Origin of the sequence: Campylobacter concisus (assembly GCF_002913225.1) — a bacterium.
Taxonomy (GTDB): Bacteria; Campylobacterota; Campylobacteria; order Campylobacterales; family Campylobacteraceae; genus Campylobacter_A; species Campylobacter_A concisus_J.
Genome location: NZ_PPAW01000011.1, coordinates 60,927 through 86,842 on the forward strand (window position 1 = coordinate 60,927; position 25,916 = coordinate 86,842).

Sequence of the window (25,916 nt, forward strand, 5' to 3'; positions counted from 1 at the left end):
GCCTTTTTAAATGTTCTCAATATAAAAATAAGCCAGTGTTTGGCTATCCTCTGCCTCTTTGCGGTATTTTGTATCGCAACTCTTGTTCGATATGTAGGCGATTTTCTCTTTATTGCACGCATAAAAATCTGCCAGTATCGGTGCCAGTCTTTGCCCTTTGCGCTCATTTGGTGCTAACCTCAAGTAAAGCAGATCACAAGCTAGTTGTGGAGCTGTCGTGCTAAAGCTCTTTTTGGCAATGCTTGCCTTGTTATCCAAAGCGTTTATTTGGGTTTCTATTCGCCTTTTAAAGGCGTGATAGTGTCCGACTATCGGTGTCATCGCCTCGATCAACTCGTTGATAAATTTGCTCGCTTTTTTGTTTATGAATAGCCCTAGCTTCTCAGTGCTATCCATTTGCAAAAAGCTATACGCCATAACAAAAATGGCTGCATCTTTTAGTTCAGCCGTTGTCATCGCTAGCTCCGTTTAGATTTTTGCCTTTTAGTATTTGTAACACCTCTTGCTTTGAAAATTTAGAGGCTGGACTTAGCTCAATTTTACTAAGCCAGTAGCGGTCTAGTTTTTCGCCGTAGTATTTCACGGCTTTATCAAAATCCATGCGAGGTGGCAGTCGCCCACATATCACAAAAACGCCGTTTTTCATTTGCATTTTTTCTTTTTCTCTTACTATCTTTTCGCCATAAGTCATTATTTATTCCTTTCTTTATTGTGTTTTAAGTTTGTAGGATGCATAATTTGAGAATAAAAACAAACCTTGAATTTACTCCGTTGGAGTTTGAAAAAACATTGTTTTAAGTATTTTAAGTGTTTCCTTGTAGGATTTTAAATTTATATTTTACTTAAGGCAGTGTTATTATTTTACCCTTTTAGGGTTTTAGTGGGGAGAATTCTCCACCTTTCTTATTTTTTTTCGCTAAATTTTGTAAGTTTCTCAAAGATATTCGAACAAGTAGTATATTCTTCTTCAATTACACCATCTTCAAGTCCAGCAAAATCATATATAGAAAAATAGAGGCGCTCATAAGTTTGTATTTCATCACGAGAGATAGGCTTGTTTGTGATATATACTGCCTCGTCAAGATTTTCGCCATCCCAAATTTCAGATGCAATGATATACTTGTCGCCAAAAGGGACGCTATCGCCATTAGGGTTTAGTTTTGAGATATTTTTTGCGATGATTTCTTTCTCAATTTTTTTAATATCTTCATTCTCAAAAATATTAATAATCCCAAAATAGTCTTTTAGCTCTTGTTTGATTTTATCTGCTCTTTCGCAGTGATCAAATTGTTTTTTTACTGCTGGCAGGTTTTCATCATTTTTAAAATTTTCATAAATAAATTCTTCCCAAAAGCCGTTTTTATTCTCTATAATTATCTCTGCTTCTGAAAAAATATGCCTATATCCTGGGGTGTAAATAGGGATCATTTTATTTTTACCACTAAGGGTAGTCAAGTATAAAAATTTGTCGTCAAGATGAAATTTATACCCAGCTTTTTTTAATTTTTTTGCTATTTCATCTTTATATTTTGAAACTATTTGCGCTCCAGATAGCTGGGCATATATTTCAAACACATCACCATTGCTAGTTTTTGCTTGCACTTTTGCTTGATCCCAAAGTTTCTTAAAATCTTTCATAATTTTCTACCCCTTAATAATAGGGGGGCGACCCCCCCTATTTAATTTATAAACTCATTTTCATAGTTAAAAAATACTTCATCGGCAAACTCGCCAACAGAGTAAAACTTATCATCGTCTGTAAAATTTACTGCTTTTACTTCATTTACGCCGTAAAATAAGCAATTATCATAACTTTGAAAGCCTACAATTTCGCCGTTTTCATTATACACAAAAATCCCTGATGGGTTATTTCCTAGATTTACTATTTCGTCATTTTGCAACTTGATTTCTGATATTCCGTCATCGTAGAACTTTTTCATCTCTCATCCTTTTTCTTTTTTATTTAAAGGTTAATTATCTTAACCTTTATGAGAGAATTATAGTAATTATCTTATTAAAGTAAGCTTAAAAATATAAAGATAATTAATTATTTTTTGTATTTTTATAAAGATTTTTAACTTTTTTACAAAAAATATATTAAGATAGGGCTTTTTTTAGGGTGGTCTTGATTATATGCCATTCTTCAAGCTCTGCTTTTAGGGCAATATTTTCACGCAGTAGCTCTATTGCAGCCGCTGTTTGATCGCTTATTTTGCCGCTACCAATAGTCGCCCTAAAGCTTGCATCGCCCCATCCTATCTTTTCGGCTAGCTCGCCATACGTGAAGTCATACTCTTTACAAAACGCTTTTACTTCATCTGCTGTCATTGTCTATCCTTTTTTAGGGCGATTTTATCCGATCGCCCCTTAAAATGGTATTTCGTTTGTGCCGTCTATCTCGTCGCTATCTACATCTGGATATTCAGGATATTGTGGCTCGCTATATTGCTGGCGTTGAGGCTGTTTTTGCTGATGCGGTTTCTTAGGCGCTCCTTGCTGATAGCCTTGATTGTTTTGTTTTGCGTCGCCTAGCATTTCCATACTCTCAACGGCGATAGAGTGTTTTGAGCGATTTTGTCCGTTATTGTCGGTCCACTGATCAAATTTAAGTCTTCCTTCGATAAGCAGCTTTGATCCCTTGTTGAGATATTGGTTTGCTATCTCTGCTTGCTTGCCAAAAAACGTGAGATCAATAAAACACGTTTCCTCTCTTTTTTCGCCGTTTAACGTGTATTTTCTAGTTACAGCAATGGCAGTTTTGCCGATCGCCATTTGGCTTTGTGTGTATCTTAGCTCTATATCACGAGCTAGGTGGCCTATCATAATTACTTTATTCATTTTTTTACCCCTCGACTTTTTCTAATAGGGCATCTATGCTACTCGGATCACTTAAGTATGCTTCAGCCTCTTCAATGCTTAGCCTCTCAACTAATTTTTCAGCCTCTGTTTCACTTGCGCCTCGTTTCACTAGCTCGCTTTGTAGTAGGTCGTGAGGCATTGGCTCAACTGTCAAATTTTCTTTTACAGTTGCGATTTCAACTTCAAGGGGCGCAGCTTCGATGTATTCAGTTTGTGAATTTTTTGCACCAACTGAGCTGTTTGGTTTTTCCGAGCTACTTAAAAGCTCGTTTAGTCCAGCTTTTGGTGCTTGAGTAGTTTCTTGTTTTGTGATAGGCTCGTCCTCTGCGCTCACGGCTTCGGCTAAGCGATCATTTATAGGCAAGCGTGAAGCAACGTATTTAAGGGCTTTAGCTTTATACATTTCCTCCGCCCAGTCTAGCCAAATGTATTCTAATTTGTCTTTTTTGCTTTGGTTTTGGCTTTTTAAGCGTAGCTTTTCAAGCTTTTTCTTGCTCACAAACTCACTAAAGACATTATCGCTACTATCTTTGGCATATACGATCACACCCACCAAATGGCTAAATACCCAGTCGCCGTCATCGTCGCTTCGTTCGTCATAATTTGGTGCAAAGTGTATCTTGTCATCAAGTCCGTTAAACTCTAGGCTAAAATCATCACAATCATAGACTGCTACTGCTCTAAATTTCCAGCCGTTTTTCATACCTAAACTAATAAGCCCTTTGTAGCCTATTTGAAGTTGTGCGGTTTCGCCACCATTTTTTAGCTTAAATGGCACTACGTAAGCTTGACCGAAAAGTTTATTTGGGTTTAGTCCGATTTGGACTATCTGCATAGCTGTATTTACTATACTTTCAACGCTACAATTTCTTAGCCCATAGTCGTTTGCCATATTTGCGATAGCGCTGGCAAATACGCTAGCTTTTGCCTTGTCATTGCCTACTATGGTTGAAATTTGGTTCATTTTTGAGCCAACTAAAGCTCTCGCTTGTTGCTCTCTTGGTTGCAATTGGTTCATTTGTCTATCCTTTCAATTTTTACTTCGCTATTTTCAAAAGGCACGTCGTCGTTCCGCCAGCCGTCCATAATTCGCCCCGTGGGGTAAAACTCTTTACCGTCGTAAAAAATCTCCATTAAATATGCGCCGTCAAAATCTAAATTAAAGTAGCCATCATTCACGGGCTCAACGTCTGTTTCTATCTCAGTGCCTCTAAAACTTGCTTTTACTTTCATTTTTTTATCCTTTCAAATTTTATGCTATTTGTTCGTAAAATTTCCACGTCGGCAGGCTCAAAGTTTGCACCGCATTTATCTTATCGCCATCTTTTTTTGCATAGCCCCACCACTCGTCATGTTCTTTGCAATATTTGTAAAGCTCTAGTAATTCAAGATATGTTTTCCGTCCTTGCTCTATCGCTGCGGCGTCAAGCTCATAAAACCCTACAAAATAAGGGGCTTTTGTTTCAACGGCGATAAATAAGAAATAATTTACTTCTTTGCCTAAGCTTCTTAAAATATCGCTGTAGAACGCTGCTTGTATGTGATAGTTAAAACTAGCTACCGATCTAGCAAAGCCAGTAGCCGAAGCGTCAGAAGTTGTTTTTAGATCGATCACTGCACCCATTTTCTCATTATAAAAATCAGGGCGACATTTAACCGCTACACCCTCTATCTCACTAAAATAGCTTTGTTCAGCCAGTCCGTCTTTTAAAAATATAGCTGTTTCACGCATAGAATTAACCGAGTTTGCTATCTCTACAGCTGAGCCAAAAGTATCAAGATCAAGCGAGGTTTTATCGCCTAAATTTTCTAAAAAATCGTTGTAGATCGCTTTGCCCTCTTTGGTGCGTTTATCAACGTCAGGCTCTACGCAAAACTCATTTGAAAAATCTTTTGGCTCTAACACTAGCTTATGCACCGCAGAGCCTAGTAGCAAAGCTTTTGTAGGCTCGCTCCTAAGCTCGTTTTTCATTTTTAAGTGCAATGGGCTACGCGCTAGTAGGTCGAGGTCGCTCTTTGATATTTCAGGGCGTGCGTGGTATTCTTTATTACTTATATTTTTGTTGTCTTCTGATGCTTCATCAAAACTAATTTCAAACATTTAACACCTCAATTTTACTTAGATTGGTTATACCAGCCGCGGCTAACATCTCCTTGATCTTGTCTGTTAGCTTGTCGTGCGGAGCGTTTACTGGAGCTTTAACCTCAAACTCAGCGCGGATAGTGTAGATAGCCTTGCCGTTTTCGGCTTCGCGTGGTTTTTGCAAAATTTCACGTTGTGCGTCATAAAAAGCTTGTGGGGTTGGGCTTGCTTGCTCGGCTTTTGCGCGCTCGATAGCCTCTTGTTTTTCTCTTTCAGCTCTTGCTAATAATTCAGCCTCTCTTTGTGCGGCTTTTGCTTCTAGCTCCGCTTTTTCTCTAGCTGCTCGCTCCTCTGCTTCTCGTCTTGCTTGAGCTGCTATTTCGGCATCTCTAGCCGCTTTTTCTTGCTCTGCGATCTTGGCTTGTAGGATTTCGTTTTCAAGGGCTTGTATTTTGACCTCTATCGCGTCTTTTGTGGCTTTTGCTAGAGTTCCAGCAGGCGTTACTGCGCTTAGTTTAATTAGATCGGATGTGTTTATTCTTTCAAAATTTAGCCCCTTTTCATCGCAGAGGCTTTTTGTGTATTCTGCTATCCTTGCCGCAATTATCTCAAGCTTAGCGTTTTCAAAATTTGCCACGCCGTCTGCTATCTTTTGACGACCATCTGTGATGATAGCCTCGATCTCTTTTTTCTCGGCTTTTAGTTGATTTACTGGGGCTGAAATTTTATCAATATAAAATTTATATCGCTCACCAATCTCTGTTTTAACCTTATTAAAATTTGCCATCACCTTTTTGGCTTCAGGGATATTTTCCTCGGTTACATTGATAGAATATTTCTCTACCTGCCTGCTAGCTTCAGCTTTTAGTTCCTCAAAATTAGTAGTCAATTTTTGACTATCCGCTGTTTGTGCCTCATAAGTTACAATTAATTCCATTTTTTTATCCTTTTTTAACGTATTTATCATTTATGTTAAAATTTTCTCAATTTTTTAACAATTTCTAAAAACTCGCCGACAGTCATACCTGGCTCATAATAAAACTCAACAAGCCTCATCAGAATATAAGAGTGCATCTTTCTCTGCCTCCTCTCGTAGTTTTTTAAGTGTTTGTTTGTAGGTCGTTGTATAGCTTAAGACCGCTTCGTTGCTCATTTCAGCCTCAACGCATAGCACATAGACAAGTGCGGCGTAGGCGAAAAAGTCTTTTTTGCAATGCTCGATTAAAAGATCAACTATTTCGCCGCTGTTTTCGCCAAGGGAGTTTTTAAAGGTATAGTGATGACGGCTATATACAGCTTCAATGTCAGTTATTAGCTCGTCGTATTCTTTGTCTAAATTTATGTGTGCCACGTCGCTTTCGGCACGTGTTAAGTCGTAGCTCAAACTCATTTTTAGCCCCTTTTGATATTTAGATAGGCGATATTTTTTATCTCGCCACCATTGCTGAAAAGCACCCTAAAAAATTTAACTAGCTTTTTCATTTTTGTAGTTCCTTGTATCTCTTTGGCACTTTTGGCAAATACGCAGCGTGGTATATATGCCCTAAGCCTGCACTTTGCCCTAACTCTCTTTGCTCGTAACGCTCTTTCATATCGCACAAATAAGCATCTACTAAGTCAGCGTGAAGATTGTCAGTTTTGACTTTCACGTCAAACGCAGCGTCACCTAAACGCTCATTTATCCTTGCTCTTTGTGAGCGAGTGACGTCTTTAAAACTTACGTTGGCGTATTTAGTGCTTAATTTCTCGTAGTCTTTTTTAGCTTTTATAAGCGCTTTTAGGCTCTCTAAAGCTTGCTCTAGGTCATTAATGTTTTGCATGACTGCTCCTTTTTCTAATAGAAACCTTGCTCGCCACCGCCGACTGAAAGATGCTAAAAATTAATTTAGCTTGCAAAAGCAACTTTAAAGGAAAATTTTTTATATGAAAAGTGTTAGCAGGCTTTCGCCTACTCCAAGCAAGCAAGGCTTTTATTAGAAAAAGTGGTGTTTTTCGTTTTATTAATAACCCTGCGAAAACTATCCTAAACCAGGGCTAATACCGAATAGCGACGTTTCGGCTCGCTATATCCGCTTCAGATTGAAACGTGATTAACCTGCAAACTCGCAGGAGGCTCACTCTGTCAGCTTTCGCTTGAAGCCTACAAAACGTTTTCCGTTTTGATGAGAGAATATTACCAAAGGTTATATAAAAGATAACTTAAAGTTATTTAAAATATTACTTAAAGTTATATGCTTTTTAAATTAATTGTTATATAATTGTTAAAATATAAGGAGTTGTAATGCGAATATTTAGAGTTTTGTTGGTTTTATGTTTTGGTGTTGTTTTTTCTTATGCTAAAGTTTGTGATGATTATCAATATAGGCTCCAAGAATATGAGACCGGACAAATATTAATGTTTAAAACAGCCCATAAAAATTCTACGGACGATGAACTGTGGAATACTGCAGCCAAAGAGTGTGAAAAAAATGGTCCAACGGCGATCCCAGCATGTATATACCTTTATAAAAATGTCTTAAAACAAAATTTTGATAACAAAAATGTAGCTAAAATTAACCTTTTTACCGTATTGGATAAGATTATGGGCTTTTATGTGTCGGAGAAACAAAAAGATAGCGAAGCAAATTTTATAAATTATAAAATAGCCGCATTAGTGCATGATGAAAAAACAGCCGCCAAGGCTTTACATGATGGTGGGTATCTTACAAAGGAGCAATATAAGAAAATAAGCGACATTGATGATGCTGTATTGACAATTTCTACTTTTGCCGCTTGCCCTAACAAATATGATCCGAGCAAGACACAGCCTTTTTTGCCAAATGATAAAATAAGCGATGCTTGCTTATGTCTTTTAAAGTTGCCATTGCTAATAAAAGACGAGGATTATTTGACAGCTGCAAAACTCGGTGAAATTTTGTGCAAAAAATATAAAGATGGAGGAGCTTGCCTTTTTGTCGGAGCAACATATAAAGAGGGGCTAGGGGTTAGAGCCAATGTACTACAAGCAAAAGAATATTTTGGGCTTGCTTGCGATTATGGTAACCAAGACGGATGTTCTAAATACAAGGCTTTATATTATTAACGCTTTCTCCACTCCCACGGCGGAGTAGGATCGCTACTCTGCCAAAGCCCTAGCTTTTTCTCACGAGCCGTTTTTTCTTGATCTACATATATTCTTGAATATTTAACATAAGCCCAAGCATAGCCGCTTAATGCCATTTGAGCGTTTATATCTTGCCCTTTATAGTGGATAATGCCTAGTGTGCGTTTATATCTATCTTTGCCTTTTGGCTCTACTTCTACAACTTGCCCTGCGATCAGGCTAGCCAAAAATTGTTTTGATCGTTGTCCGTAGTCTTGCTTTTTCTCTGGTGCGTCGATGCCGAAAAGCCTAACCTTGATTTGCTGTTTGTCTTGAAGTATCATGATCGTGTCGCCGTCAGATATTTTTATGACTTTTGCAGGGAAAGCAAAAAGAGATAGCGGCAAAAGAAAAAAGCAGACGATAGGAAACAAATCGGATATTACGCAGCTAAATAGTTAGTATAATTTTTTATGCTACTCCACTTAAAGAGCTTGATATTTAACTCTTGTGTGGCTAATCTTATCTCTTGATCATCTGAGGCATCATCATTAAGAATAATGATCTTATCGCTGGAGCTTCTATCTGCGGCTAAGTCGGTAAAAGTAAAAAGGGTAGCTTTTAAATTTTCTTTTTTTGGGTTATTTAATAATTTGATAAGCCTTTCTTGTTCTTGCTTTGAGCGACTTATCAAAAACTCGAATTTATGTGATAAGTGAGATTTTCCTTCTACTGATATATTTGTAGTGTAGCGAGCATCAATATTGTTAAAAAAATTCTCCACTTCATCGTAAAAAAAGCTATTGTTGCCCTTGCTTGGGACAAACATATCATTTACGCTTATTAATGCTTGTATGACATTGTGTTGTTTTCTTGCAAAATCTAATGCCGTAGCAGATACAAAAAGTTCGTTATCTTTGTTTTTAAAAATGCCAAAGCCATTTAATGCTATTTCAAGCTGTCTAGTTCTTTTTTGAGAGTTAAACTCAAAGCCTGATAAATTTAAATCTTGAATAGTCTCGCCACCATCACTAATCTTAATAGAGCGATCATCTAAAAAATCAATATAGACCGAAATATTGTCATTATGTCTATTTAAAAATGGCGTTATAACCTCATAGCTATCTTTGCTGATGGTATTAAGTTCAAAACCACCATTTAAATACTCATAATAAGACCCTAAAAGTCTATTAATATCAAGCATTTTAAAATAACGCCCTTTCTATTTTTATTTTTATCCTGCCATAAGTGCAAAACTGCTCTATCTGAGCCAAAAAGTTATCATCACATTCGCTAAGTTTAAACTCACTTATGGGAAACGCCCATTTGTCATCATAGCCATCAATATAAACGTGCAAATGTGCGCCGAGTTTTAATCTTGCATCGGAATATTTTTGCATAAGTAATCTTAAAGTTTCATCATCTGGAGCAATATTTTCATTAAATGGTGGGTTTGTATGAACGCTGTAAAAGTCATTTCTTAAAAGATGAGTGTTTTTATTAGCTCTTAGCTGTAAAGTCTTTCTTTTGGACTGCTTTTTTGATGTGCTAATATCGAACAATAAAGAAATATCTTTTAGCCTCTCATCCTCTGCCTCTAACTCAATGGTTTTAACATGAAAATTTATTTTATCTAAAACGAAATTTACCTCTTTGGCTCTTTTAAAAACTGCTATCAACTCATTAGCTTCTTGGTTTGTCATAGTTTATCCCCCCCCTACTATATCCTTTTAGAATTTATGGCATAGCAACCAACAACACGCCCTAAAATTTCGACGTTTAACTCTTCCTCGATAATTATTGGCTCGTAGTCCTTATTGTCACTTATTAACGCCAATGTAGGACGTTTTTTTATTCTTTTTATAAAAATTTCGTTTTCATATTTGCAAACATAAATAGCGCCCTCTATTTGGTTTATATCATCACAAAAAACAACCAAGTCGCTTTCTTTAATAGTTGGCTCCATTGAGTTGCCAAAGCAAGGGACAATGCCTAACTTCGCGTGTGGGCTAACGTTAAACATAATTTTTAAATCGTTTGGATTAAAAGGCAACAATTCAGGTTCGCCAAAGTCGTCGTTTTCGGCGCCACGACCTGCAGAAACTACCCCGTCTTTATAAAAAGGGATATATACAGTTTTGGTACTGTTAGAAGAGATATTATCTGTATATTTATGGGCTTCTGTCGGCTTTTCTATGGTATCGTCTAACCAATAAGCGATCGGATAGCCTGAAAATTTAGCCAGTGGCAATAAATGTTTTTTTGTCCTCTTTTCTCCAGCTAACCACTGGCTAACTAAAGGCTGTGAAATGCCTAAAATATCGGCAAATTGTATAGTATTTATACCTTTTTCTTTTAGTAAATCTGACAATTTATCTTTAAATTCTTTCATTTTCTACCCCTTCGAAAGATATAACTTTGCGTAATATTTTATAACTAAAATCATTAAAAATCAAATAACCTTAAGTTATATTTTATATAACAGATAGTAATATAAGGTTATGAAACAGACAGAATATAGAAAAAAGATTAGAAAATGGCTTGGTAAATTTTACAAGTCGGCTGGGACTTGCAATACATACGCGTGTGGATCAAACAACAAAAAACCTAATGGAGATGTGAGATACGCAGCTTTGCAAGAGTTGGGACACCCCTTTTATGCTTGGGGCGACAAGCTAAATGCATATATTTTAGAGGCAGAAAAGCAGGAGAAAAATAAAAATGGTAGCAAATAACAGCGTAGAGGCATATAACAAATTAAAATCAGAGCTAAGCGGCAAACGTAGAGCCGTATATGAAATGTTTTGCCAGCACAAAGAGGGTGCAACTAGGCAAGAAATTTCACGCTGGTATAACGTAGCAATAAACAGCGTCTGCGGACGTGTTAATGAGCTAATAGCGCGTGGCTTTTTAGTTGAAATCGGATCAAAAAAAGACGTGATAAGTGGGTGCAGCACGTCAATACTAAAACCCACTGAAAGGATAGCGTAATGAGCCAAATGTATATAGGCTATATACTCTGCGCAGGGCTGATACTTGCAACAGTCTATGAAACTTGGAGGGGGTTTAGATGAGCATAAGAATAATGAGCCAAGTTTGGGATATGGAGATCGAAGATAGCACCACAAAGCTAACACTTATGGCTTTAGCTGACTTTTCAGATGATGAGGGCTATTGCTACCCTAGCTATGAAGTTTTGGCTAAAAAAATATCAAAATCTAAAAGAACGGCAATAAGGGCAGTTGAAAAGCTAACTGAGCTTGGATTTTTGCAAAAAGAAAAAAGAGAACTAAACGACGGAACAAGCAGGACAAATTTATACAAAATAGTGAGTGAAAATGAGAGGGTGACACAGACGCCCCCTATGATGACAAACGGAAAAGAGGCAGTGACATCTATGACATCACATAGTGACACTGATGACACTATGGTGGTGACAAATGTGTCATTGCATAGTGACAAGGGTGTCACCCCTATTAATATAACCACCAATAGAACCGTCAGTAGAACCACCAAAGAACCGTCAATTAACCCCCTACCCCCTAAGGACATTTTGCTACCTGATTTCATTGATCCAAACCTATGGCAAAAATATCTAGCCTACAAAAAAGAACGACGAGAGAAATTAAGCTCTAATGGTATCGAGATGAAATTTAGCGAGTGGGCTAAATGGGCGAGTGAGGGCATAGACGTCAATGCTTGCATACGAGAAGCAATATGTAATGAGTGGCAGGGGGTGTTTAAGCCAAAGCCAACCTACAAAGCACAAAATGGGCTAAGCCTAAGCGTAGAGGACGTAAGACGCTTTGGTGGCGATGTGAGCTACTACATCGAAAGCACAAGAGAAACGAACGCCATAGCAAATCAAAACGTGGCAAATATCGAAAACAAGGAGCCGTTTTAATGAACCGCATACAAACGATCAAAGAAGCGCTTGGCGTAAATGAAACACAAGCACTAATTACAGCAGAGCTACTTAAGCCACTAAAAGATGAGGATATTATCCCATTTTTCGCATATAGGACAAGCTTTATCCAACCAAAGCAATCAAGTGAGCTAATCACAAAAAACGCCGTAGCAGCTTTTAGAAAACAAAGGGCGCTAGAGGCGATCAGAGATGGCAAATTTAGCTTTAAAAATATCGAGCAGCTAGTAGAGTTTGTAAAAACATTTTTTCGCAATGAGAGGCTTTGCTATGGCACAGTATATAAAGATTTTGTAATTATTGGCGTAGATGAATACGGCAACTTAATCAACCACTATCAGATCAACCAAGCAGGCAAGCCAGTACAGCTAAGCAGCGATAGCGAGGCAGAAGTTTATGCGTGGCTCTTTGAAAACCAAAAACGTATCGGCGTGATCAAATACGTAAGCGAAAGAGAAGTAAAAGAGAAAGAGCAGGCAAAAATAGAGGTGGCGAATAACGTAAATTTGCTCCCAACTGACCCAGACACACCGATAGAAATGAGCGATGAAGCAAGAACAAGGCTAAGACTTGGGCTATCTGCCATTGCGGCGAATATAGCAAAGAGAGCGTGAGATGAAAATTTTAAATCTTTTCGCAGGGCTTGGCGGTAATCGTAAGTTTTGGAACGACGTAGCAAAAGAAAAAGGCATAAGCATAGAAGTGACCGCTGTTGAGTTTGACCCTGAAATAGCAAAGGCTTATGCAAAACGCTATCCAAATGACAACGTAATAGTAGGTGACGCTTGGGACTATGCCGCTAAAAATTATTTAGATTTTGATTTTATATGGGCGTCTCCACCTTGTCAAACTCATAGCAGACTAAATACTGGCAACAATTTACGTTGGGAGCATACTAGAAAATTGCCTGATTTTAGGCTTTATGAACTTATATCATATCTTAAGACGTTTTGCAAAACGGCTTTTGTGATTGAGAATGTAGTGCCATATTATGAGCCCCTCATAAAACCAACTGCCGAGATAGGTAGGCACTATTTTTGGGCTAATTTTGATCTATTTTTTTTAAGCAATGATAAATTCAGGATCATAGAGAAAGTTAAAATAGGCGACTTTAAAGACCTCGACTTGAGCGAGTTTAATATAACAAATAAACGCCAGGCTATAAGGAATGAAGTTGATTACGAGATAGGCAAAAAGATATTTGAACGTTACTTGGAGAGCAAATGAAAGCCGTATATATCACGATAACCGAAAGCGGAGCGAGCATAATCGCAAAAGTAGCAGACGAGAACAAAAAGATACTTGATAGCTTCGAGGTAAGTCGTAAGGACGCAAACGGAGTGCTTGAAGTAATGAGAAAGTGGAACGAGAAGCACAAGGACGAAGAAACAAGGGGGCTATTTTGACAAACGAATATAGCGTTAAAGCCATAAGAGAGCATTTTAAAGCAAATGGCATATTCTACACTCCGCCAGAGCTTAGCAAGATGCTTAAAGAGATAGTCGAAAAAGAAGTAAGCGATATAAAAGAGGTCTATGATCCAACTTGTGGTCGTGGTGCATTGCTTAGCGTCTTTGGCGACGATGTGGCTAAATATGGTCAAGATATAAACGCCAGCGAGGTTGAAGTCGCTAAAAATAGCTTAGTAAATTTTAATGGCGTTATCGGAGATACTTTAAAAGAGCCAGCATTTTTAGACAAAAAGTTTAAAGCCATCGTAGCAAATCCACCTTTTAGCATCCCTTGGGATAGCGAGGGCGTCTTTTTTGATGAGAGATTTGCAGGTTACGCATTAGCACCAAAGAGCAAAGCCGACTACGCTTTTAACTTGCATATACTCCACTACCTCTCAGATGATGGATGTGCGGCGGTTATAAATTTCCCTGGCGTTTTATATCGTGGCAATAGCGAGGGTAAGATAAGAAAAGCTCTAGTTGAAAAGAACCTCATAAACGAAGCTATCTTAATCCCTGGCGGATATTTTGATGATACGAGCGTGGCTACATGCATCATCGTGTATAAGAAAAACAAGCAAGATACAAGCATAATTTTTACAGACAAAGAGCTAAATTTAAGCAAAAGCGTGAGCGTTGAAGAGGTTGCAAAAAACGACTTTAATCTTAGTGTAAGCCAGTATGTTTATGAAGAGAAAGTAAAACCGCCATTTGATGCAGTAGCTACTGAGCTACAAGCAAGGGCGGACTTTATCGCAAATATGAAAAAAGAGCTTGGCTTTTCAAAGCTGGTATGTGACTTTGAGGGGATAAACTTTGAAGAGTTTCCAAGACAGATTATTCAGACGGCTCAGAGCTATATAGGGGAGCATTAATGCGACTAACTAGAAGCAAAAATAAAGCCTACCAACTAAGGCTACTTGAAGCGTATCCACTTTGTCAAATATGCGAGAAGCAACAAAGCATGGAGTGCCACCACGTCCGCTATGGCAGATTTGGAGCAGATAAGGACGACAGCAAGCAAATAGCCGTTTGTAGAGAGTGTCATCAATGGTGTCACGCGCACAAACACGAGAGTATAGAAAAATACGAGGAGGTAGCAGATGAGAATTGGCAACGTTTTGGTGATTGCTAGGAGCAAATATCACAATAAAAAAACCAAGGGCTTTGATAGTGCAAAGGAGTGGCGTAGAAATCAAGAATTGGAGACCTTGCAACGTGCTGGCGAGATAAGCGAGCTAAACCGCCAAGTGTCGTTTGTGCTTATGCCTAGCTACACCATAGCAGACGAAACGACAAGACAAGGCTTTAGAACTGTGCGCGAGATCAGATACATAGCAGATTTTACCTATCGCCTTAAAAATGGCAAGCGGATAATAGAGGACGTGAAAGGTATGCAAACGGACGTTTTTAAAATAAAACGAAAACTACTAGAGAGAAAAATAGCCCTTGGAGTGATAGAGGGCGAGTTTAGGATTTATTGATGGCAAAGATAAGCGACAAGACAAAAGAAGCGATCATAGCCGAGTATCAATTAGGGGCTAGCAAGAAAAGTTTAGCCTTTAAATATGACGTAAGTATAGGTGCAGTTTTTAAAATTTGCAACGGCATAAGCCAGGCAGATGCTGAATTAGTGAAACAACAAGTGGCGATAAATACGGCTTTAGCCAACGAAAATGAAACAAAAGTGAAAGCGTTTCACGAAATAGTAGATGAAAAGACTAAACACCTGATCTATTTTCAAAACGCAGCGCTTAGAAATCAAAAGAAAGCGGATGAGATGCTAGAGATGAGCGATAGGATAGCAGACGTTGAAGCCCATAGCAGGATCACGGCTAGAAACAAAGAGACTGTGCTAGGGCGTGAGGCCGATACTGTGATCAATAATGCAAACATACAAAGCGAGCAAAAGATAATCATTGAGCGAAAGGAACTAAAAGGCGATGAGTGAAACTGCGCTTTGCCTAACCTATACGCCGTGGCAAAAAGAAGTCTTTTTTGAAAATACCGCACGCTTTACAACAATAGAGAAAGGGCGCCGTGTAGGATTTACCAAGGGGGTAGCAAATGCTACTATTGAGTGGCTTTTAGAGGGTAAAAAAGTGCTTTGGGTAGATACTATCACATCAAACCTACAAAGATATTATGAACGCTATTTTTTGCCTGAATTAAAAGCTCTACCAAAAGAGCTATATAAATTTCACGCACAAGATAAAAAGCTAAGTATTGGCGAGGGCTACCTTGATATGAGAAGTGCGGAACGCCCAGAAAATATCGAGGGTTTTGGCTACGATATAGTAATTCTAAACGAAGCTGGCATTATCTTAAAAGATGCATACCTTTGGGACAACGCCATAAGGGCAATGCTGCTAGATAACCCAAAATCAAGAGCGTTTATAGGCGGTGTGCCAAAAGGCAAAAACCGCTTTTATGACCTTGCCAAACGTGGAATGAGTGGCGAGAAAGACTGGGTAAATTTTCAAATATCAAGTTTTAATAATCCGCTACTAAAAAAAGAGCAGATAGATGAAATGGTGGCGGAGCTTGGCGGTATAGATAGCGACGTAGTACGCCAAGAGATATACGGCGAGTTTTTAGATACTACCTCAAACGTGCTTTTTAATCTTGCCCTAATTGAAAACGCATTTAGCACGCAGATGCCAAATGAAAAAGTCAGCATTGTTTGGGGGCTAGACGTGGCACGTGAGGGTGACGATGAAAGCGTGCTTTGTATTAGACAAGGATATGGTGTTACAAACTTTTACACATTTAGGCTTGATAGCGTGACGGCTTTAGCAAGAGAGATTTTTGGCATTTATGAGAGAAGTGAAGAGAAGCCAGACGCTATTTTTATCGACAGCGTGGGCGTTGGGGCTGGTGTGTTTGATACTCTAGTGGATTTTGGCTTGCGTGGTATAGTCAGAGAGGCAAAATTTTCATACAAGGCAACAAATGAGAAACTTTATGCCAACAAGAGAGCGGAAGCATATTTTACACTCAAAGAGAAATTTAGATTACTTAGTATCGTGCCAAATGATAAGCTAAAAAAACAGCTTAGCACCATTAGTTTTTACTATGACAAGAAAGAGCGTTATTTGCTCTTGCCAAAAGAGAATATCAAAAAAGAGTTTGGCTTTAGCCCTGACTTGGCGGATGCGCTTGCTCTTACGTTTTTTGACCCATTGCCAGCAAAAATAAACACAATCAACTACGATGACGGAGGCGTTTGGTGAAAGAGTGCCAAAATTGGGTAGATTTGGCAAAACAAATCGAGTATATTTTTGAGCGTATTGATGTAGAGCTAATTAGAAAAGTGGCAACGCTTGATGATGAGGCTTTGCGTCTTTGTTTTTGTGTGATGATTTGCGAGTGGCTAAAAGGGGCAAAATTTATCCCTACAAAGCAAGCAAGGGTAAAACTTGCAACGGCTCTAAAACAAAAAGGGCTTAGCAAAAAAAGAGTGAGCGAGCTAGCAAATGTCAGCACAAGAACAATTTACAGATTAGGACACGAAAATGACGAACGATGAGAGAATAAGCTACCTTGAGGAGCTAGTGCAAACAGCATACAACGGCTATGCGGAGTATAAGCCGTTTTTTGACAAGCTAAATGATGCGTATTTGCTTGTGTTAGAAAGCGAGCAATATAACAGCCTAAAAGAGAGAAACAAGAGCAAAAACTACATACCAAAGCTCAACTCAAAAGCAAAAAGGATATATGACGGCCTAACCGAAACATATTTCAACAATGACACATTTGCCAAGCTAGAGCCATACATAAACTCAACGCATGATGTGATCGACAAGTGGCAAGAGGCGCTAAATTTCTACTGCGACAAAATAAATTTATATAAGATTTTTTCGCCTATCTTTTTAAAAGCTGCTTTTTCGGCAAGCTCGGTAGTAAAAGTGTTTTGGGGTAAAGATGAAGCAAAGATAGAGGAAGTAGATATAAATGACATCTATTTTGATCCTGATGCCAAAAATACAGACGACATCCGCTATATCGTGCACAGAATTTACCTTACAACAAACGACATCAAAAAGCTAATCAAAAATAAAACATTTAAGCAAATTGATCTAAGTGAGAATAGACCTTATGAGAGAATTTGTCTAAATGAGATATATGAGCTAAACGACGATAAATGGAGCGTTAGCACGCTTTACAATAGCGAACTACTAAGAGATAAAGTAGAACTAAAAGACGGACAGCCATTTATTTTTGGCTATATGTTGCCACAAACAAAACGCAATACTGATCAAACATTTGTTTGTGCTTATGGTGAGCCAGCTCTTGCCTCGCTTTTGCCTTTGCAAGATGAACTAAATGCGATCAGAAACTCAATTACAGACGTAACAAGAAATCAAGCAACGCCAAAGATCATTTTTAACCGAAGTGCAAGTATATCAAGAGCTGATTTAGAGCGCCCAAGTGGTGCGATTTTTACCGATAGCCCAGCAGACATCAAGATCGTGCCGCCTGGCGACATCAACGCTTCAATGGCTACACTTCAAGTGATCGAACAAGAGATGAGCGAAGTAAGCGGAGTGAGCCCACAGCAGAATGGAGCACCAACAACTAGGCAAGAAACAGCGACAATGGCGTCAATTATGGCAAATGAAGGTAGCGTAAGACTTCAAGGGTATATAAGAACCTACAATGAGACCTTTTTTGAGCCTATATTTGAACGCCTTGCATTTCTTGTTTGGAAATATGGTGATCCGCTATTTTTTGCAGGGTTTAATCGTGGTGAAATACCGAGCTTTAACATCAATCTAAACACTGGCATAGGCGCACTAAACAAAGAGGTGCAAAAGAAAAGTCTAATGGATGCAAGCCAAGTAATAGCAGCTCAATTTGGTATGTGCTTGCAACTTCAAGACGGCGAGGGTGCAAATAGAATGAAAGAGGCAAACGAGAAAATCTTACTTGAGCTTCTACCGCTATATGGAATAAAAGACCCAGAGAATTTTATTGGAAAGGAGAGTGAGCTTGCTAAACAACTTAAGCCACAGGCTATTTTGCCAAGCGTGGCAGAGCCTATCGCAGAAGCAGGAGCTTTACCAGTTGACGCAATGCCAAGCGTTTAGGGATTTTTTAGAGTATCTATTAGGGCTTTATGCGGCAAGTGTTACCGCTAGCCAAAATGACAAAAACAGCGATGAAATGAGGTTAAGGGCGATTGAGAACATTAAAACTCTCGAAAGCCTTTTAAGTTTTTTTGAAAATTACAAAGAGGAGTAATAAATGACAGAGCAAGAAGCACTAAACGAATTAGTAGGTATCGTAAATGGGAACGAGCAGGCAGAGCCTGAAACAAACGAAGTGGCAGAACAGCCAGCAGAGGAAGCAAAGACTGAGCCAGCGACAGTGTCAGATGAGCCAAAGAAAGAGGAGCTAAATATAGATGCTATTAAGCAAGCACTAACTGAGGCGCTAGCAGCAAAAGAGCAATCAGCACAAGGGGCAAAACCACAACTTGAACCTGAAAAACAAGCCTTGCTTGATAGCTTAGGTCTTGGAAATCTTGATGCACTAAAAGCTCAAATGGATCAAATCACACAAGCACAAGCAGCGCAAGCAGAGGAAGCTAGACGCCAAGCAGTCTTTGACAAAAATCTAGCAGAGTTTAAAAAGGACTATCCAACAATACGCCCTGATGATCTAGCAGAGTTTGCAAAAGCTCACGGCATGAGTGATCTACTAGGCGAAAACTACGTAGGCTGGAAAGCAGTAGCAATGGGAATGATCAATGTAGCAAAAAGCAAAGAGAAGCCAGACGAAATTTTAAGCGGCTCAAATGCAAGCAGTGAGCTATCGGCGTTTGATAGAGCCAAAAAAGGCGAGAACGTGAGCGATGTGGAATATGGCGCAGAGCTTTTGAAATTAGCAGGATTATAAGGAGTAAAAAATGGCAGGATTTTTTGACTGGGGTGGAAGCAATATAGCACAAGGGGCTGGCAAAAATGGCGGTGGCTTTTTAAGTTGGCTTGGCGGTGGTGATGCAGGTGGCACACCTAACTGGCTTACAGCCTTGGGAACTGGTGGCGCATTATGGAGTGCTTATAACCAAAACAAGGCAGCAAAACAAGCTTTTAAGCTCAATAAAGATGCTTATGATTTTAACAAGATGCTTTCACAAAGACAGCTACAAAGAGAAAATCAAGCAAATCAAAATTTAGTCAATGCTTGGAACGCATCAAACTTTCACAAACAACAAGAGGACGAGGCTTATTAATCTAAGCCTCACAAAAAGGAGCGAAAATGCCGTATTTTAACCCAAATAAAGTAGACTTTAACTACAACACCAACACAATAGACGCAGTAGGTGCAACTGGTAGAGCGTTATGGGACATTTATCAAGACAGTGTAAAGAACAACTTCACAAAACAAAGGCTAGCAGAGGAGAATAGATCAAATTTAGCAAACGAGCAAAATAATATAGATAGGCTAAACGAAAACATACGTCACAATATTTCAACCGAAACTGAAACAGCGAATAACAATGCCATAAATCAAGGGCTTAAGCGTGACGAGCTTGGGATAAAGGGGCAAGAGTTAAACCTAAAAGCGAACAAATATCAAAATGACGCCTACCACAATCAATTAATGGCGAATATTGGTATGCTAAACGCAAAAACAAATGCAAATAGACTTAATTTTGACGTGCAAAGATATAATAATGGGGTAAATAGTGATAGTTTAGAAACCGATTTGGCATTTGAGAAGCTAGGGGCAAAGTTGCCTGATTGGGCAGAAAATATGTCTCCGCAAGAAGTGCAAGCTTACAAAAAAGCAGTTATAAACGTAGAGACAAATAAAGCTTTAAATGGGGCAAGTGGGTCTCTTGTGGATAGAAAACAACTAGCACAAAAATCAGTGCAAAACTTAAGCGACCTAAAAACACTGCTCGATAGCCTAAAAAGGGCGAAAGAAAAATATAGCTCTACAAACACTGGATGGCTTGATACTACATTGCATAGTGGGGCAAAATATTTGGGTTTTGACGGCAAGCAAATGAACGATTTTAGATCTGCTCTAAACAACGCAATGCTTTTTGCAAAAGGCGTGTTTGGTGACGGTAAGATGTCAAATTTGCAATATCAGCAACTCATAAATAGTTTCCCAACTGGGGATGAAGCGAGCGATAAGGCTTTTATTTCAAATTATGACGCCACTCTTGACGCGTTGGGGTCATATTATAAAAATACAGTTGAACAAATGCAAAATGGGGGCGTTGATATGAGAGAGTTTGAAGGGATGCTCCCAGAGATACAGTCGCAGATTAACGGGCTTTATTACAACCCAAGAGGTGAGCCTGAAAAACAAAAAATCTCACCTCAAGAAGGACGAAGTATTGGGGCAAACCAAAACAACTCACAAAAAAATTATATAGATGCAAAAACACTTGGCATAAATTTTAGATAGGAAACAAAAAAATGGCTTGGATAAAAATACCTGAAAACAAAACTGAAATGCAGATAGGTGGCAACTGGGTAAAAATACCTAGCGGCATGAAAGAGGTCGAGATACCTGATAATTTATTAGGCACGCAACCAACAGCAAATAGCGCGCCAACTTATGCGCCGCCTGCTCCTGATATGAGTAAAGCAGTAGATGCTACACCAAAAGAAAAGACATGGTATGACAAAGTTGGTGAGTTTGCGGATAAAATCTCTCCAATAAATGTCATAAAAGGGGTAGGTAAAGAGTTAGGTGGAATGCTTGAATATTCTCATTATGACGGAGCTACTGGCAAAGAATTAGAAGCAAAAAAGGCTACTGAAGCACTAGCAAGAGCAAAACACGCAAGCGATGATAGGAACATTATCTCACAGCTTACAGGTGACGAGAGCAAAGATCAGGCGGTGAAAGAAAGAACTGAAAATTTGCTCTACAACTGGGCTAAAAAGAATAATTATGATGACGTAAGAGAGGCTAATGGCAAGTATTATTTACAAAAAGGAGATAATTTTATCCCAGTAGATGAGCCAGGTATCGGCGATAGCGTCTCAACCTATTTAAACGAAATGGGCGTGCCTATGGGGGCAATAACTCTAGCGTCTAATCTTTTGCCAAATAAAAAACTAAGTGCAGCACAAAAGGCGATAACTACTGCTCTTGGTACAGCTGGAGCATCTGGCATTGGTGCTGCAATGGACGTTTTTACCGATAAAAGAATTTTAGGCGATGATAGCATAACCACTGATGATTATTTAAAACACGCTTTGCGTGGCGCAAGCGATGATGCTTTAGTCTCGGCTCCACTAGCAGCAATGGCATCACCAGCAGTTAAAGAAGCGTTAAAAAAAGGGGCAAAAACAGCTTCTGATCTATCACTTGTAAAACCTCTTGCAAGATATGTAATAAATGACAATATTGGTGGGGCTGAAAAAGCAATAATGGATAAATTAGGCGGAGAGGCTAACGCAGCAGCAGCTCAAAATTTATCTAAAAATGCACTTGGCGATGACCTTTATAAGACTTTATTAAACGACGATCAAGCTTATACTTTGCCAAAAGTTGGCAATGAAAAGATACAAAAAGGCATTAACTACGTAAATGATAATATCTTAGCTCCAGCCCAAAAAATAACAAGAGATATGATAAAGGGCGAGGGAACAAGAGAGCGAGAAATGGATCTGTTTTTAACTGCTCTTGGTAACGACGCTAAGGGAGCAGATATAATTGCCGATGCAGTTGCAAGAGACCCAAAAAGCTTTTCAAAAATTTATAAAATGTCAAGCGACTTAAACGCAGACGCAAAAAATGCTTTTCTTAATATGATAGAAAAGAAAAAGACAGCAGATATTTTAAGCGGATACGAAAAACGCACAAAAGATAATTTTGGCGAGGTGATAAATGCTCTTGATGATGCTTTTGTAGGCAAAGAAGCAAGCGCAAATTTACTGCAAGCTAAGCATGAACTTGGCACTCAGGCATTAAGATTGCCAGCAGGATATAGAGATAGTACATTAGAGTTATTAGGGAACACCAAAGGTTTTAAAGGACTTAACGAAGTAAGAAATGTGCTAAGTGCTGATATGGCAAGGCTAACTGCTCCTGATGCTATCACAGCAGGTACCAAAAAAACACTTGGCAAGATGATAGAAGCAGTAGATAATGCAATAGACAATGTCGCCGAGCAAGCTTTTAGCAACCCAGCGCTTAGCCAAAAAGCAAAAGATGTTTTAAAACAAGCAAGAAGCGAATACGCTCTTTTTAAAGAACTTCAAAACTCTAAAATTTACCATGATGTAATGGGTGAGCTAAAGAGTAGTGGCGATATAACAAACTCACTCTTAAAAGCTCTTAATGCAGAAAATGGCTTAGATTTAAAAGCTCTTACAGCTAGATTAAGCAGTAGTGAACAAGAAGCGCTAGAAACCAATCTAATCCGTGGTGTAATAGAAAAATTTACCAAAGATGGAATAACTGACTTTTCTAAAGTGAGTGATACTTTAAAAAATGCTCCGTTTGAGAGTAAAAGAGCGGTGGAGATAATGGGGGAGCTAAACAAAAAAGCTCCTATACTAAATAACACGTCATCGCTGCTTGAAAAGCTAACAGCGATTAATCCAAAGGCTAAAGAGCTACAACAAGGCATAGGGCATTCAGTAACTGGAGCACTTATGACAATGAAGAGAAATTTAGCCATTGAAAGGTTAAAATCACTACTCCCAGTATTAGGCAATGACGCATCTTTAAAAAATCATATAAGAAATGCAATTAATAATGCAGGCGATCTAAAAAGCGTCATTAATAATCTTGAAAAGATAGAGATAAAAGATGCACCAGAGAACTCAACTAAACTATTAAAAGCTTTTAAAAACGAGGTAAAGGCATTAAGAGAAGAGGCTCAAACTGGAGAAATAAAAGGGGATAATTTCATCACAAAAGAAAGTCCAGCGCCAAAGAGTGATTTAAATGTAAAAATTAGCGTGGATGACTGGGTGAGGGAACTATCAGAAATAAATAATAACGAGCTTAGTGCAAATTTATTTATTTTACAAAATAAGCACCCTGAACTTTTTAAAAAGCCAAGCGATGTGTATAGGCTGCTAAAAGAGATAAAAAATAACCCAACTCACTTTTTTAAAAACAACCGTCCAGATATAGCTTTAATAGCTAAGGTCTTAGAAGACGGGAGTGTAGGGAAGCTTGGCATAGTAAAAGGAAGTGGGCTTGTAGGACACTTATCAAAAAGCACAAATAAAAATGAGATGGATAGACTAAGAAAAGTTAATGAGAAAGAGCTAAAGGTAGGGACGCCATATCCTACACTCCAACGTGCTGATGTTAATCAGGTTGGACCGACGGCTGGTGCAAAAAGCACATTCTCTAGCTCTGATGAAAGCATTATACCACAAAAAGACAAAAATACTAAGACAATAAACGCAAGCCCACATATAGCAAGTGGCTTACTTGGTGGCACAGCAAATGGTGCTGACGAAAATGGCAACGTAAGCCCTGAAGAGTTTGCAAAAGGTTTTATATATGCATTGTTTGGGTCAAAGTTTAGTGCTTCAGCAGTTAAACGCATAAGCCCAGAGCTTTACAATTCTATTCTTGGACTTGGCAAAAAGATGCCACAAATGGCAAAAGATAATCCAAAATTATTAACTAAAATTTATGGATCAGCAAAGAGCAATAGTATAAATTCTTTTGCAGGAGAAAAGGCATTTAATGCTAGTGCTAATAAACTCTCAAAAGCTAAAGCTATGCTAGAAAAAGGCGAAGATGAAGTTAAAATTTGGCAAAGCACTGGTTGGTATAAAGATAAAGATGGCGCTTGGAAGTTTGAGATAGATGATAGCCCAGCTAAAATCAAAAATCAAAACGCAGATAAATTAGGCGACTTGCTAGAGCATAAAGAGCTATTTAAAGCGTATCCTGAGTTAAAGGATATAAACGTAGTAAAAATAAAAGATGAACTTTACAATAAAAACTTAAAGGATTGGCACAAAGAGAGCTCCCCACTAACTAAAAACATAGATGGAACCCCAAAAATTTTTTATCATGGGACTAAAAAATCAAATATAAGCGAGTTTGACCAAAAGTTTGATAAAAGTAAGTGGGGGTTTTTCTTTACAACTGATAAAGGGTTGAGCGAGGAATATTCAAAGGGGCGATATGGACTAAAAGAACCAAATAGCGGAGTTATGGAGGTATATATAAATGCCAAAAAGCCTTTTGACTTAAGGGAAGAAATTACAAATGATACTGTTAAAAAATATCAAGCATTGCTTGGGAATTTAGCAAAAAGAGATGACATAAAAAATGGTGTTGGGAAAAGTCTTTATGAGTATATAAAAAATACCAACCTAAAACAATATGATACAAAGGCAAGAGCGTTTAAAGATAAATTGCAAAATGCAGGATATGATAGCATCATATTAGACGATAACGTAATAGTTGCATTTAACCCAAACCAAATAAAACATGTGAAAAACAATGGAAATTTTAATAAAGAAAATGATATTTATGCATCAGGCAATAAAGGCTATTACGACCCAGCTAAAAAAGAAATTGGTCTTAGAGAAATAGCAGATAAATCAACCTTAATGCACGAAATCCAACACGCCATACAAGATATTGAAGGGTTTGCAAAAGGAAGCAACACAAATGATAAAAAATATGCCCTCTCTCATGGTGAAGCTGAAGCAAGGAACGTACAAAATAGGCTCAACCTAAATAAAAAAGATAGAGTTTATCCGCATGAGACTTTTGATGTAAATCCAAATGATACATTTGTAAGTAGAGAAGACGGAGTAAATTTTAGTAAAAAACCACCTGAGCTAAAAGAAAAAAGAGGCATTTATAATGTCACATATAATGGCAAGAACTCTACACAAATAAAGCAAGACTTAGACAACATAAATGATGCTATCAAATACGAACGAGGCAATATTGGTAAAGGAGCTAAGCATATAAGTATCAGGCACTTAGACGATGAAAATAAGGCTGGCTTTGTTACGAAAGAGGAATTGCTAAATTTGGGTGAAAATGTGCGTAATTTTATTAAAGAACACAAAGAGCCATTTGTAAATAAGAAAAATGCTCGTATTTATGAGTGGGAAGATGACAAAGGTGTCAGGTTTAAGCTAGTAGTTAGTAACAAAAATGGCGAAGGGAGAGGGTTACCGCTTGGCAAAAGCCAAGACGTGTCCTCAATTACTAATGACCTTCGCCCAGCCACGAAAAAGGGATTAAGCCCAAGTGGCAGCCTTGACAACATTATAACCTTTTATTCTGATAGAAACTTAAAAGAGCCTATGAAGTTTGAAAACCCAAAGCTTAAACTACTTGATGCAATAGACGCAAGTAGCGACAAGGTAGGCTTAGTTAAGAAAGTGTTATTAAACAAAGATATAAGCGACGGAGTAAAAGCCAAAGCAGTAAATAGACTAACTAAAAATAAAATTAGTCAAGGTGCAAAAACTAGCTATATATCTACTAAAAACTCTAAAAATAATTAAAAGCCCTGTTTTTAGGGCTTACTCTCTTTTTTAT

The 25,916-nt window shown here is 38.3% G+C and carries 34 protein-coding genes; 18 read left to right on the forward strand and 16 right to left on the reverse strand.

What is annotated here, in order from left to right; genetic code table 11:
- Nucleotides 1-6: 6 nt before the first annotated feature.
- The 12 genes from CYP26_RS01235 to CYP26_RS01290 form a co-directional block, all read right to left on the reverse strand.
- Nucleotides 7-456, reverse strand: coding sequence for a hypothetical protein (locus tag CYP26_RS01235; RefSeq protein WP_103615278.1), 450 nt, complete (start codon nucleotides 454-456; stop codon nucleotides 7-9).
- On the reverse strand, nucleotides 443-691 hold the full coding sequence (locus CYP26_RS01240; protein WP_103607415.1) for a hypothetical protein: 249 nt from the start codon (nucleotides 689-691) through the stop codon (nucleotides 443-445). The genes CYP26_RS01235 and CYP26_RS01240 overlap by 14 nt, the downstream gene beginning before the upstream one ends.
- 212 nt (nucleotides 692-903) lie before the next feature.
- The gene (locus CYP26_RS01245; protein WP_103630064.1) at nucleotides 904-1,638 is read right to left on the reverse strand and encodes a hypothetical protein; all 735 of its coding nucleotides are present in this window, start codon (nucleotides 1,636-1,638) and stop codon (nucleotides 904-906) included.
- Nucleotides 1,639-1,679: 41 nt separating this feature from the next.
- On the reverse strand, nucleotides 1,680-1,850 hold the full coding sequence (locus tag CYP26_RS01250; protein WP_219809000.1) for a hypothetical protein: 171 nt from the start codon (nucleotides 1,848-1,850) through the stop codon (nucleotides 1,680-1,682).
- 247 nt (nucleotides 1,851-2,097) lie between these two features.
- A complete protein-coding gene (locus CYP26_RS01255; RefSeq protein ID WP_103630066.1) occupies nucleotides 2,098-2,328 on the reverse strand; it encodes a transcriptional regulator in 231 nt (76 codons plus the stop codon).
- 39 nt (nucleotides 2,329-2,367) lie between these two features.
- Nucleotides 2,368-2,838, reverse strand: coding sequence for a single-stranded DNA-binding protein (ssb, locus tag CYP26_RS01260; protein ID WP_103630067.1), 471 nt, complete (start codon nucleotides 2,836-2,838; stop codon nucleotides 2,368-2,370).
- A 4-nt stretch (nucleotides 2,839-2,842) separates the two neighbouring features.
- Nucleotides 2,843-3,877, reverse strand: coding sequence for a recombinase RecT (locus CYP26_RS01265; protein ID WP_103630068.1), 1,035 nt, complete (start codon nucleotides 3,875-3,877; stop codon nucleotides 2,843-2,845).
- Nucleotides 3,874-4,092: a hypothetical protein gene (locus CYP26_RS01270; protein ID WP_103630069.1), complete on the reverse strand. Its 219-nt coding sequence runs from the start codon at nucleotides 4,090-4,092 to the stop codon at nucleotides 3,874-3,876. The genes CYP26_RS01265 and CYP26_RS01270 overlap by 4 nt, the downstream gene beginning before the upstream one ends.
- Nucleotides 4,093-4,111: 19 nt before the next feature.
- The gene (locus CYP26_RS01275; RefSeq protein ID WP_103630070.1) at nucleotides 4,112-4,960 is read right to left on the reverse strand and encodes a PD-(D/E)XK nuclease-like domain-containing protein; all 849 of its coding nucleotides are present in this window, start codon (nucleotides 4,958-4,960) and stop codon (nucleotides 4,112-4,114) included.
- Nucleotides 4,953-5,879, reverse strand: a complete 927-nt coding sequence (locus CYP26_RS01280; RefSeq protein ID WP_103630071.1) for a DUF1351 domain-containing protein — start codon at nucleotides 5,877-5,879, stop codon at nucleotides 4,953-4,955. Before CYP26_RS01280 ends, CYP26_RS01275 begins: the two co-directional genes overlap by 8 nt.
- 105 nt (nucleotides 5,880-5,984) lie before the next feature.
- On the reverse strand, nucleotides 5,985-6,332 hold the full coding sequence (locus tag CYP26_RS01285) for a hypothetical protein (protein ID WP_103630072.1): 348 nt from the start codon (nucleotides 6,330-6,332) through the stop codon (nucleotides 5,985-5,987).
- 88 nt (nucleotides 6,333-6,420) lie between these two features.
- Nucleotides 6,421-6,762, reverse strand: a complete 342-nt coding sequence (locus CYP26_RS01290; protein ID WP_103630073.1) for a hypothetical protein — start codon at nucleotides 6,760-6,762, stop codon at nucleotides 6,421-6,423.
- A gap of 461 nt (nucleotides 6,763-7,223) precedes the next feature.
- On the opposite strand from CYP26_RS01290, the gene CYP26_RS01295 reads away from it, so the two are divergent.
- Nucleotides 7,224-8,024 carry a sel1 repeat family protein gene (locus CYP26_RS01295; RefSeq protein WP_103630074.1) on the forward strand — a complete coding sequence of 267 codons (801 nt, stop codon included), beginning with the start codon at nucleotides 7,224-7,226 and terminating at the stop codon, nucleotides 8,022-8,024.
- On the opposite strand, the gene CYP26_RS01300 is transcribed toward CYP26_RS01295, so the two are convergent.
- The 4 genes from CYP26_RS01300 to CYP26_RS01315 all read right to left on the reverse strand — a co-directional run bounded on the left by CYP26_RS01300 (nucleotide 8,021) and on the right by CYP26_RS01315 (nucleotide 10,416).
- Complete coding sequence (locus CYP26_RS01300; protein WP_103630117.1) at nucleotides 8,021-8,368, reverse strand: thermonuclease family protein; 348 nt, start codon at nucleotides 8,366-8,368, stop codon at nucleotides 8,021-8,023. The genes CYP26_RS01295 and CYP26_RS01300 overlap by 4 nt on opposite strands.
- 98 nt (nucleotides 8,369-8,466) lie before the next feature.
- The gene (locus CYP26_RS01305; protein ID WP_103630075.1) at nucleotides 8,467-9,228 is read right to left on the reverse strand and encodes a DUF1828 domain-containing protein; all 762 of its coding nucleotides are present in this window, start codon (nucleotides 9,226-9,228) and stop codon (nucleotides 8,467-8,469) included.
- Nucleotide 9,229: 1 nt separating this feature from the next.
- Nucleotides 9,230-9,727, reverse strand: coding sequence for a DUF6978 family protein (locus tag CYP26_RS01310; protein ID WP_103630076.1), 498 nt, complete (start codon nucleotides 9,725-9,727; stop codon nucleotides 9,230-9,232).
- A 17-nt stretch (nucleotides 9,728-9,744) separates the two neighbouring features.
- The gene (locus CYP26_RS01315; protein WP_085658537.1) at nucleotides 9,745-10,416 is read right to left on the reverse strand and encodes an XRE family transcriptional regulator; all 672 of its coding nucleotides are present in this window, start codon (nucleotides 10,414-10,416) and stop codon (nucleotides 9,745-9,747) included.
- 109 nt (nucleotides 10,417-10,525) lie between these two features.
- Between CYP26_RS01315 and CYP26_RS01320 the strand changes: the two genes are divergently transcribed.
- The 17 genes from CYP26_RS01320 (at nucleotide 10,526) to CYP26_RS10215 (ending at nucleotide 25,882) form a co-directional block, all read left to right on the forward strand.
- Nucleotides 10,526-10,759 carry a hypothetical protein gene (locus CYP26_RS01320; protein ID WP_103621351.1) on the forward strand — a complete coding sequence of 78 codons (234 nt, stop codon included), beginning with the start codon at nucleotides 10,526-10,528 and terminating at the stop codon, nucleotides 10,757-10,759.
- Nucleotides 10,746-11,015 (forward strand): hypothetical protein, encoded by a 270-nt coding sequence (locus CYP26_RS01325; RefSeq protein WP_103630077.1) that lies wholly within the window; start codon nucleotides 10,746-10,748, stop codon nucleotides 11,013-11,015. The genes CYP26_RS01320 and CYP26_RS01325 overlap by 14 nt, the downstream gene beginning before the upstream one ends.
- Nucleotides 11,016-11,094: 79 nt before the next feature.
- Nucleotides 11,095-11,928, forward strand: coding sequence for a helix-turn-helix domain-containing protein (locus CYP26_RS01330; protein ID WP_103630078.1), 834 nt, complete (start codon nucleotides 11,095-11,097; stop codon nucleotides 11,926-11,928).
- The gene (locus CYP26_RS01335; RefSeq protein WP_103630079.1) at nucleotides 11,928-12,563 is read left to right on the forward strand and encodes a hypothetical protein; all 636 of its coding nucleotides are present in this window, start codon (nucleotides 11,928-11,930) and stop codon (nucleotides 12,561-12,563) included. Before CYP26_RS01330 ends, CYP26_RS01335 begins: the two co-directional genes overlap by 1 nt.
- Nucleotide 12,564: 1 nt before the next feature.
- Nucleotides 12,565-13,176: a DNA cytosine methyltransferase gene (locus CYP26_RS01340; RefSeq protein ID WP_103630080.1), complete on the forward strand. Its 612-nt coding sequence runs from the start codon at nucleotides 12,565-12,567 to the stop codon at nucleotides 13,174-13,176.
- Complete coding sequence (locus CYP26_RS01345) at nucleotides 13,173-13,355, forward strand: hypothetical protein (RefSeq protein WP_103630081.1); 183 nt, start codon at nucleotides 13,173-13,175, stop codon at nucleotides 13,353-13,355. Before CYP26_RS01340 ends, CYP26_RS01345 begins: the two co-directional genes overlap by 4 nt.
- The gene (locus CYP26_RS01350) at nucleotides 13,352-14,278 is read left to right on the forward strand and encodes an N-6 DNA methylase (protein WP_181000833.1); all 927 of its coding nucleotides are present in this window, start codon (nucleotides 13,352-13,354) and stop codon (nucleotides 14,276-14,278) included. The genes CYP26_RS01345 and CYP26_RS01350 overlap by 4 nt, the downstream gene beginning before the upstream one ends.
- Complete coding sequence (locus CYP26_RS01355) at nucleotides 14,278-14,538, forward strand: hypothetical protein (protein ID WP_103630083.1); 261 nt, start codon at nucleotides 14,278-14,280, stop codon at nucleotides 14,536-14,538. Before CYP26_RS01350 ends, CYP26_RS01355 begins: the two co-directional genes overlap by 1 nt.
- Nucleotides 14,507-14,887 (forward strand): DUF1064 domain-containing protein, encoded by a 381-nt coding sequence (locus tag CYP26_RS01360; protein WP_103630084.1) that lies wholly within the window; start codon nucleotides 14,507-14,509, stop codon nucleotides 14,885-14,887. The genes CYP26_RS01355 and CYP26_RS01360 overlap by 32 nt, the downstream gene beginning before the upstream one ends.
- Nucleotides 14,887-15,354, forward strand: a complete 468-nt coding sequence (locus CYP26_RS01365) for a glutamyl-tRNA amidotransferase (RefSeq protein WP_103630085.1) — start codon at nucleotides 14,887-14,889, stop codon at nucleotides 15,352-15,354. Before CYP26_RS01360 ends, CYP26_RS01365 begins: the two co-directional genes overlap by 1 nt.
- Nucleotides 15,347-16,636 (forward strand): phosphatase, encoded by a 1,290-nt coding sequence (locus CYP26_RS01370; protein ID WP_103630086.1) that lies wholly within the window; start codon nucleotides 15,347-15,349, stop codon nucleotides 16,634-16,636. The genes CYP26_RS01365 and CYP26_RS01370 overlap by 8 nt, the downstream gene beginning before the upstream one ends.
- A 23-nt stretch (nucleotides 16,637-16,659) precedes the next feature.
- Entirely contained in the window at nucleotides 16,660-16,932 is a 273-nt protein-coding gene (locus CYP26_RS01375) for a hypothetical protein (RefSeq protein WP_141089617.1), read from the forward strand.
- Nucleotides 16,919-18,493, forward strand: a complete 1,575-nt coding sequence (locus tag CYP26_RS01380; protein WP_181000834.1) for a portal protein — start codon at nucleotides 16,919-16,921, stop codon at nucleotides 18,491-18,493. Before CYP26_RS01375 ends, CYP26_RS01380 begins: the two co-directional genes overlap by 14 nt.
- A 157-nt stretch (nucleotides 18,494-18,650) precedes the next feature.
- Nucleotides 18,651-19,304, forward strand: a complete 654-nt coding sequence (locus CYP26_RS01385; RefSeq protein WP_103630087.1) for an HIT family hydrolase — start codon at nucleotides 18,651-18,653, stop codon at nucleotides 19,302-19,304.
- Nucleotides 19,305-19,314: 10 nt separating this feature from the next.
- Entirely contained in the window at nucleotides 19,315-19,641 is a 327-nt protein-coding gene (locus CYP26_RS01390; RefSeq protein WP_181000835.1) for a hypothetical protein, read from the forward strand.
- A 26-nt stretch (nucleotides 19,642-19,667) separates the two neighbouring features.
- Nucleotides 19,668-20,831, forward strand: coding sequence for a hypothetical protein (locus CYP26_RS01395; protein WP_103630088.1), 1,164 nt, complete (start codon nucleotides 19,668-19,670; stop codon nucleotides 20,829-20,831).
- Between the two features lie 11 nt (nucleotides 20,832-20,842).
- Complete coding sequence (locus CYP26_RS10215; RefSeq protein ID WP_181000836.1) at nucleotides 20,843-25,882, forward strand: LPD23 domain-containing protein; 5,040 nt, start codon at nucleotides 20,843-20,845, stop codon at nucleotides 25,880-25,882.
- Nucleotides 25,883-25,916: the final 34 nt, after the last annotated feature.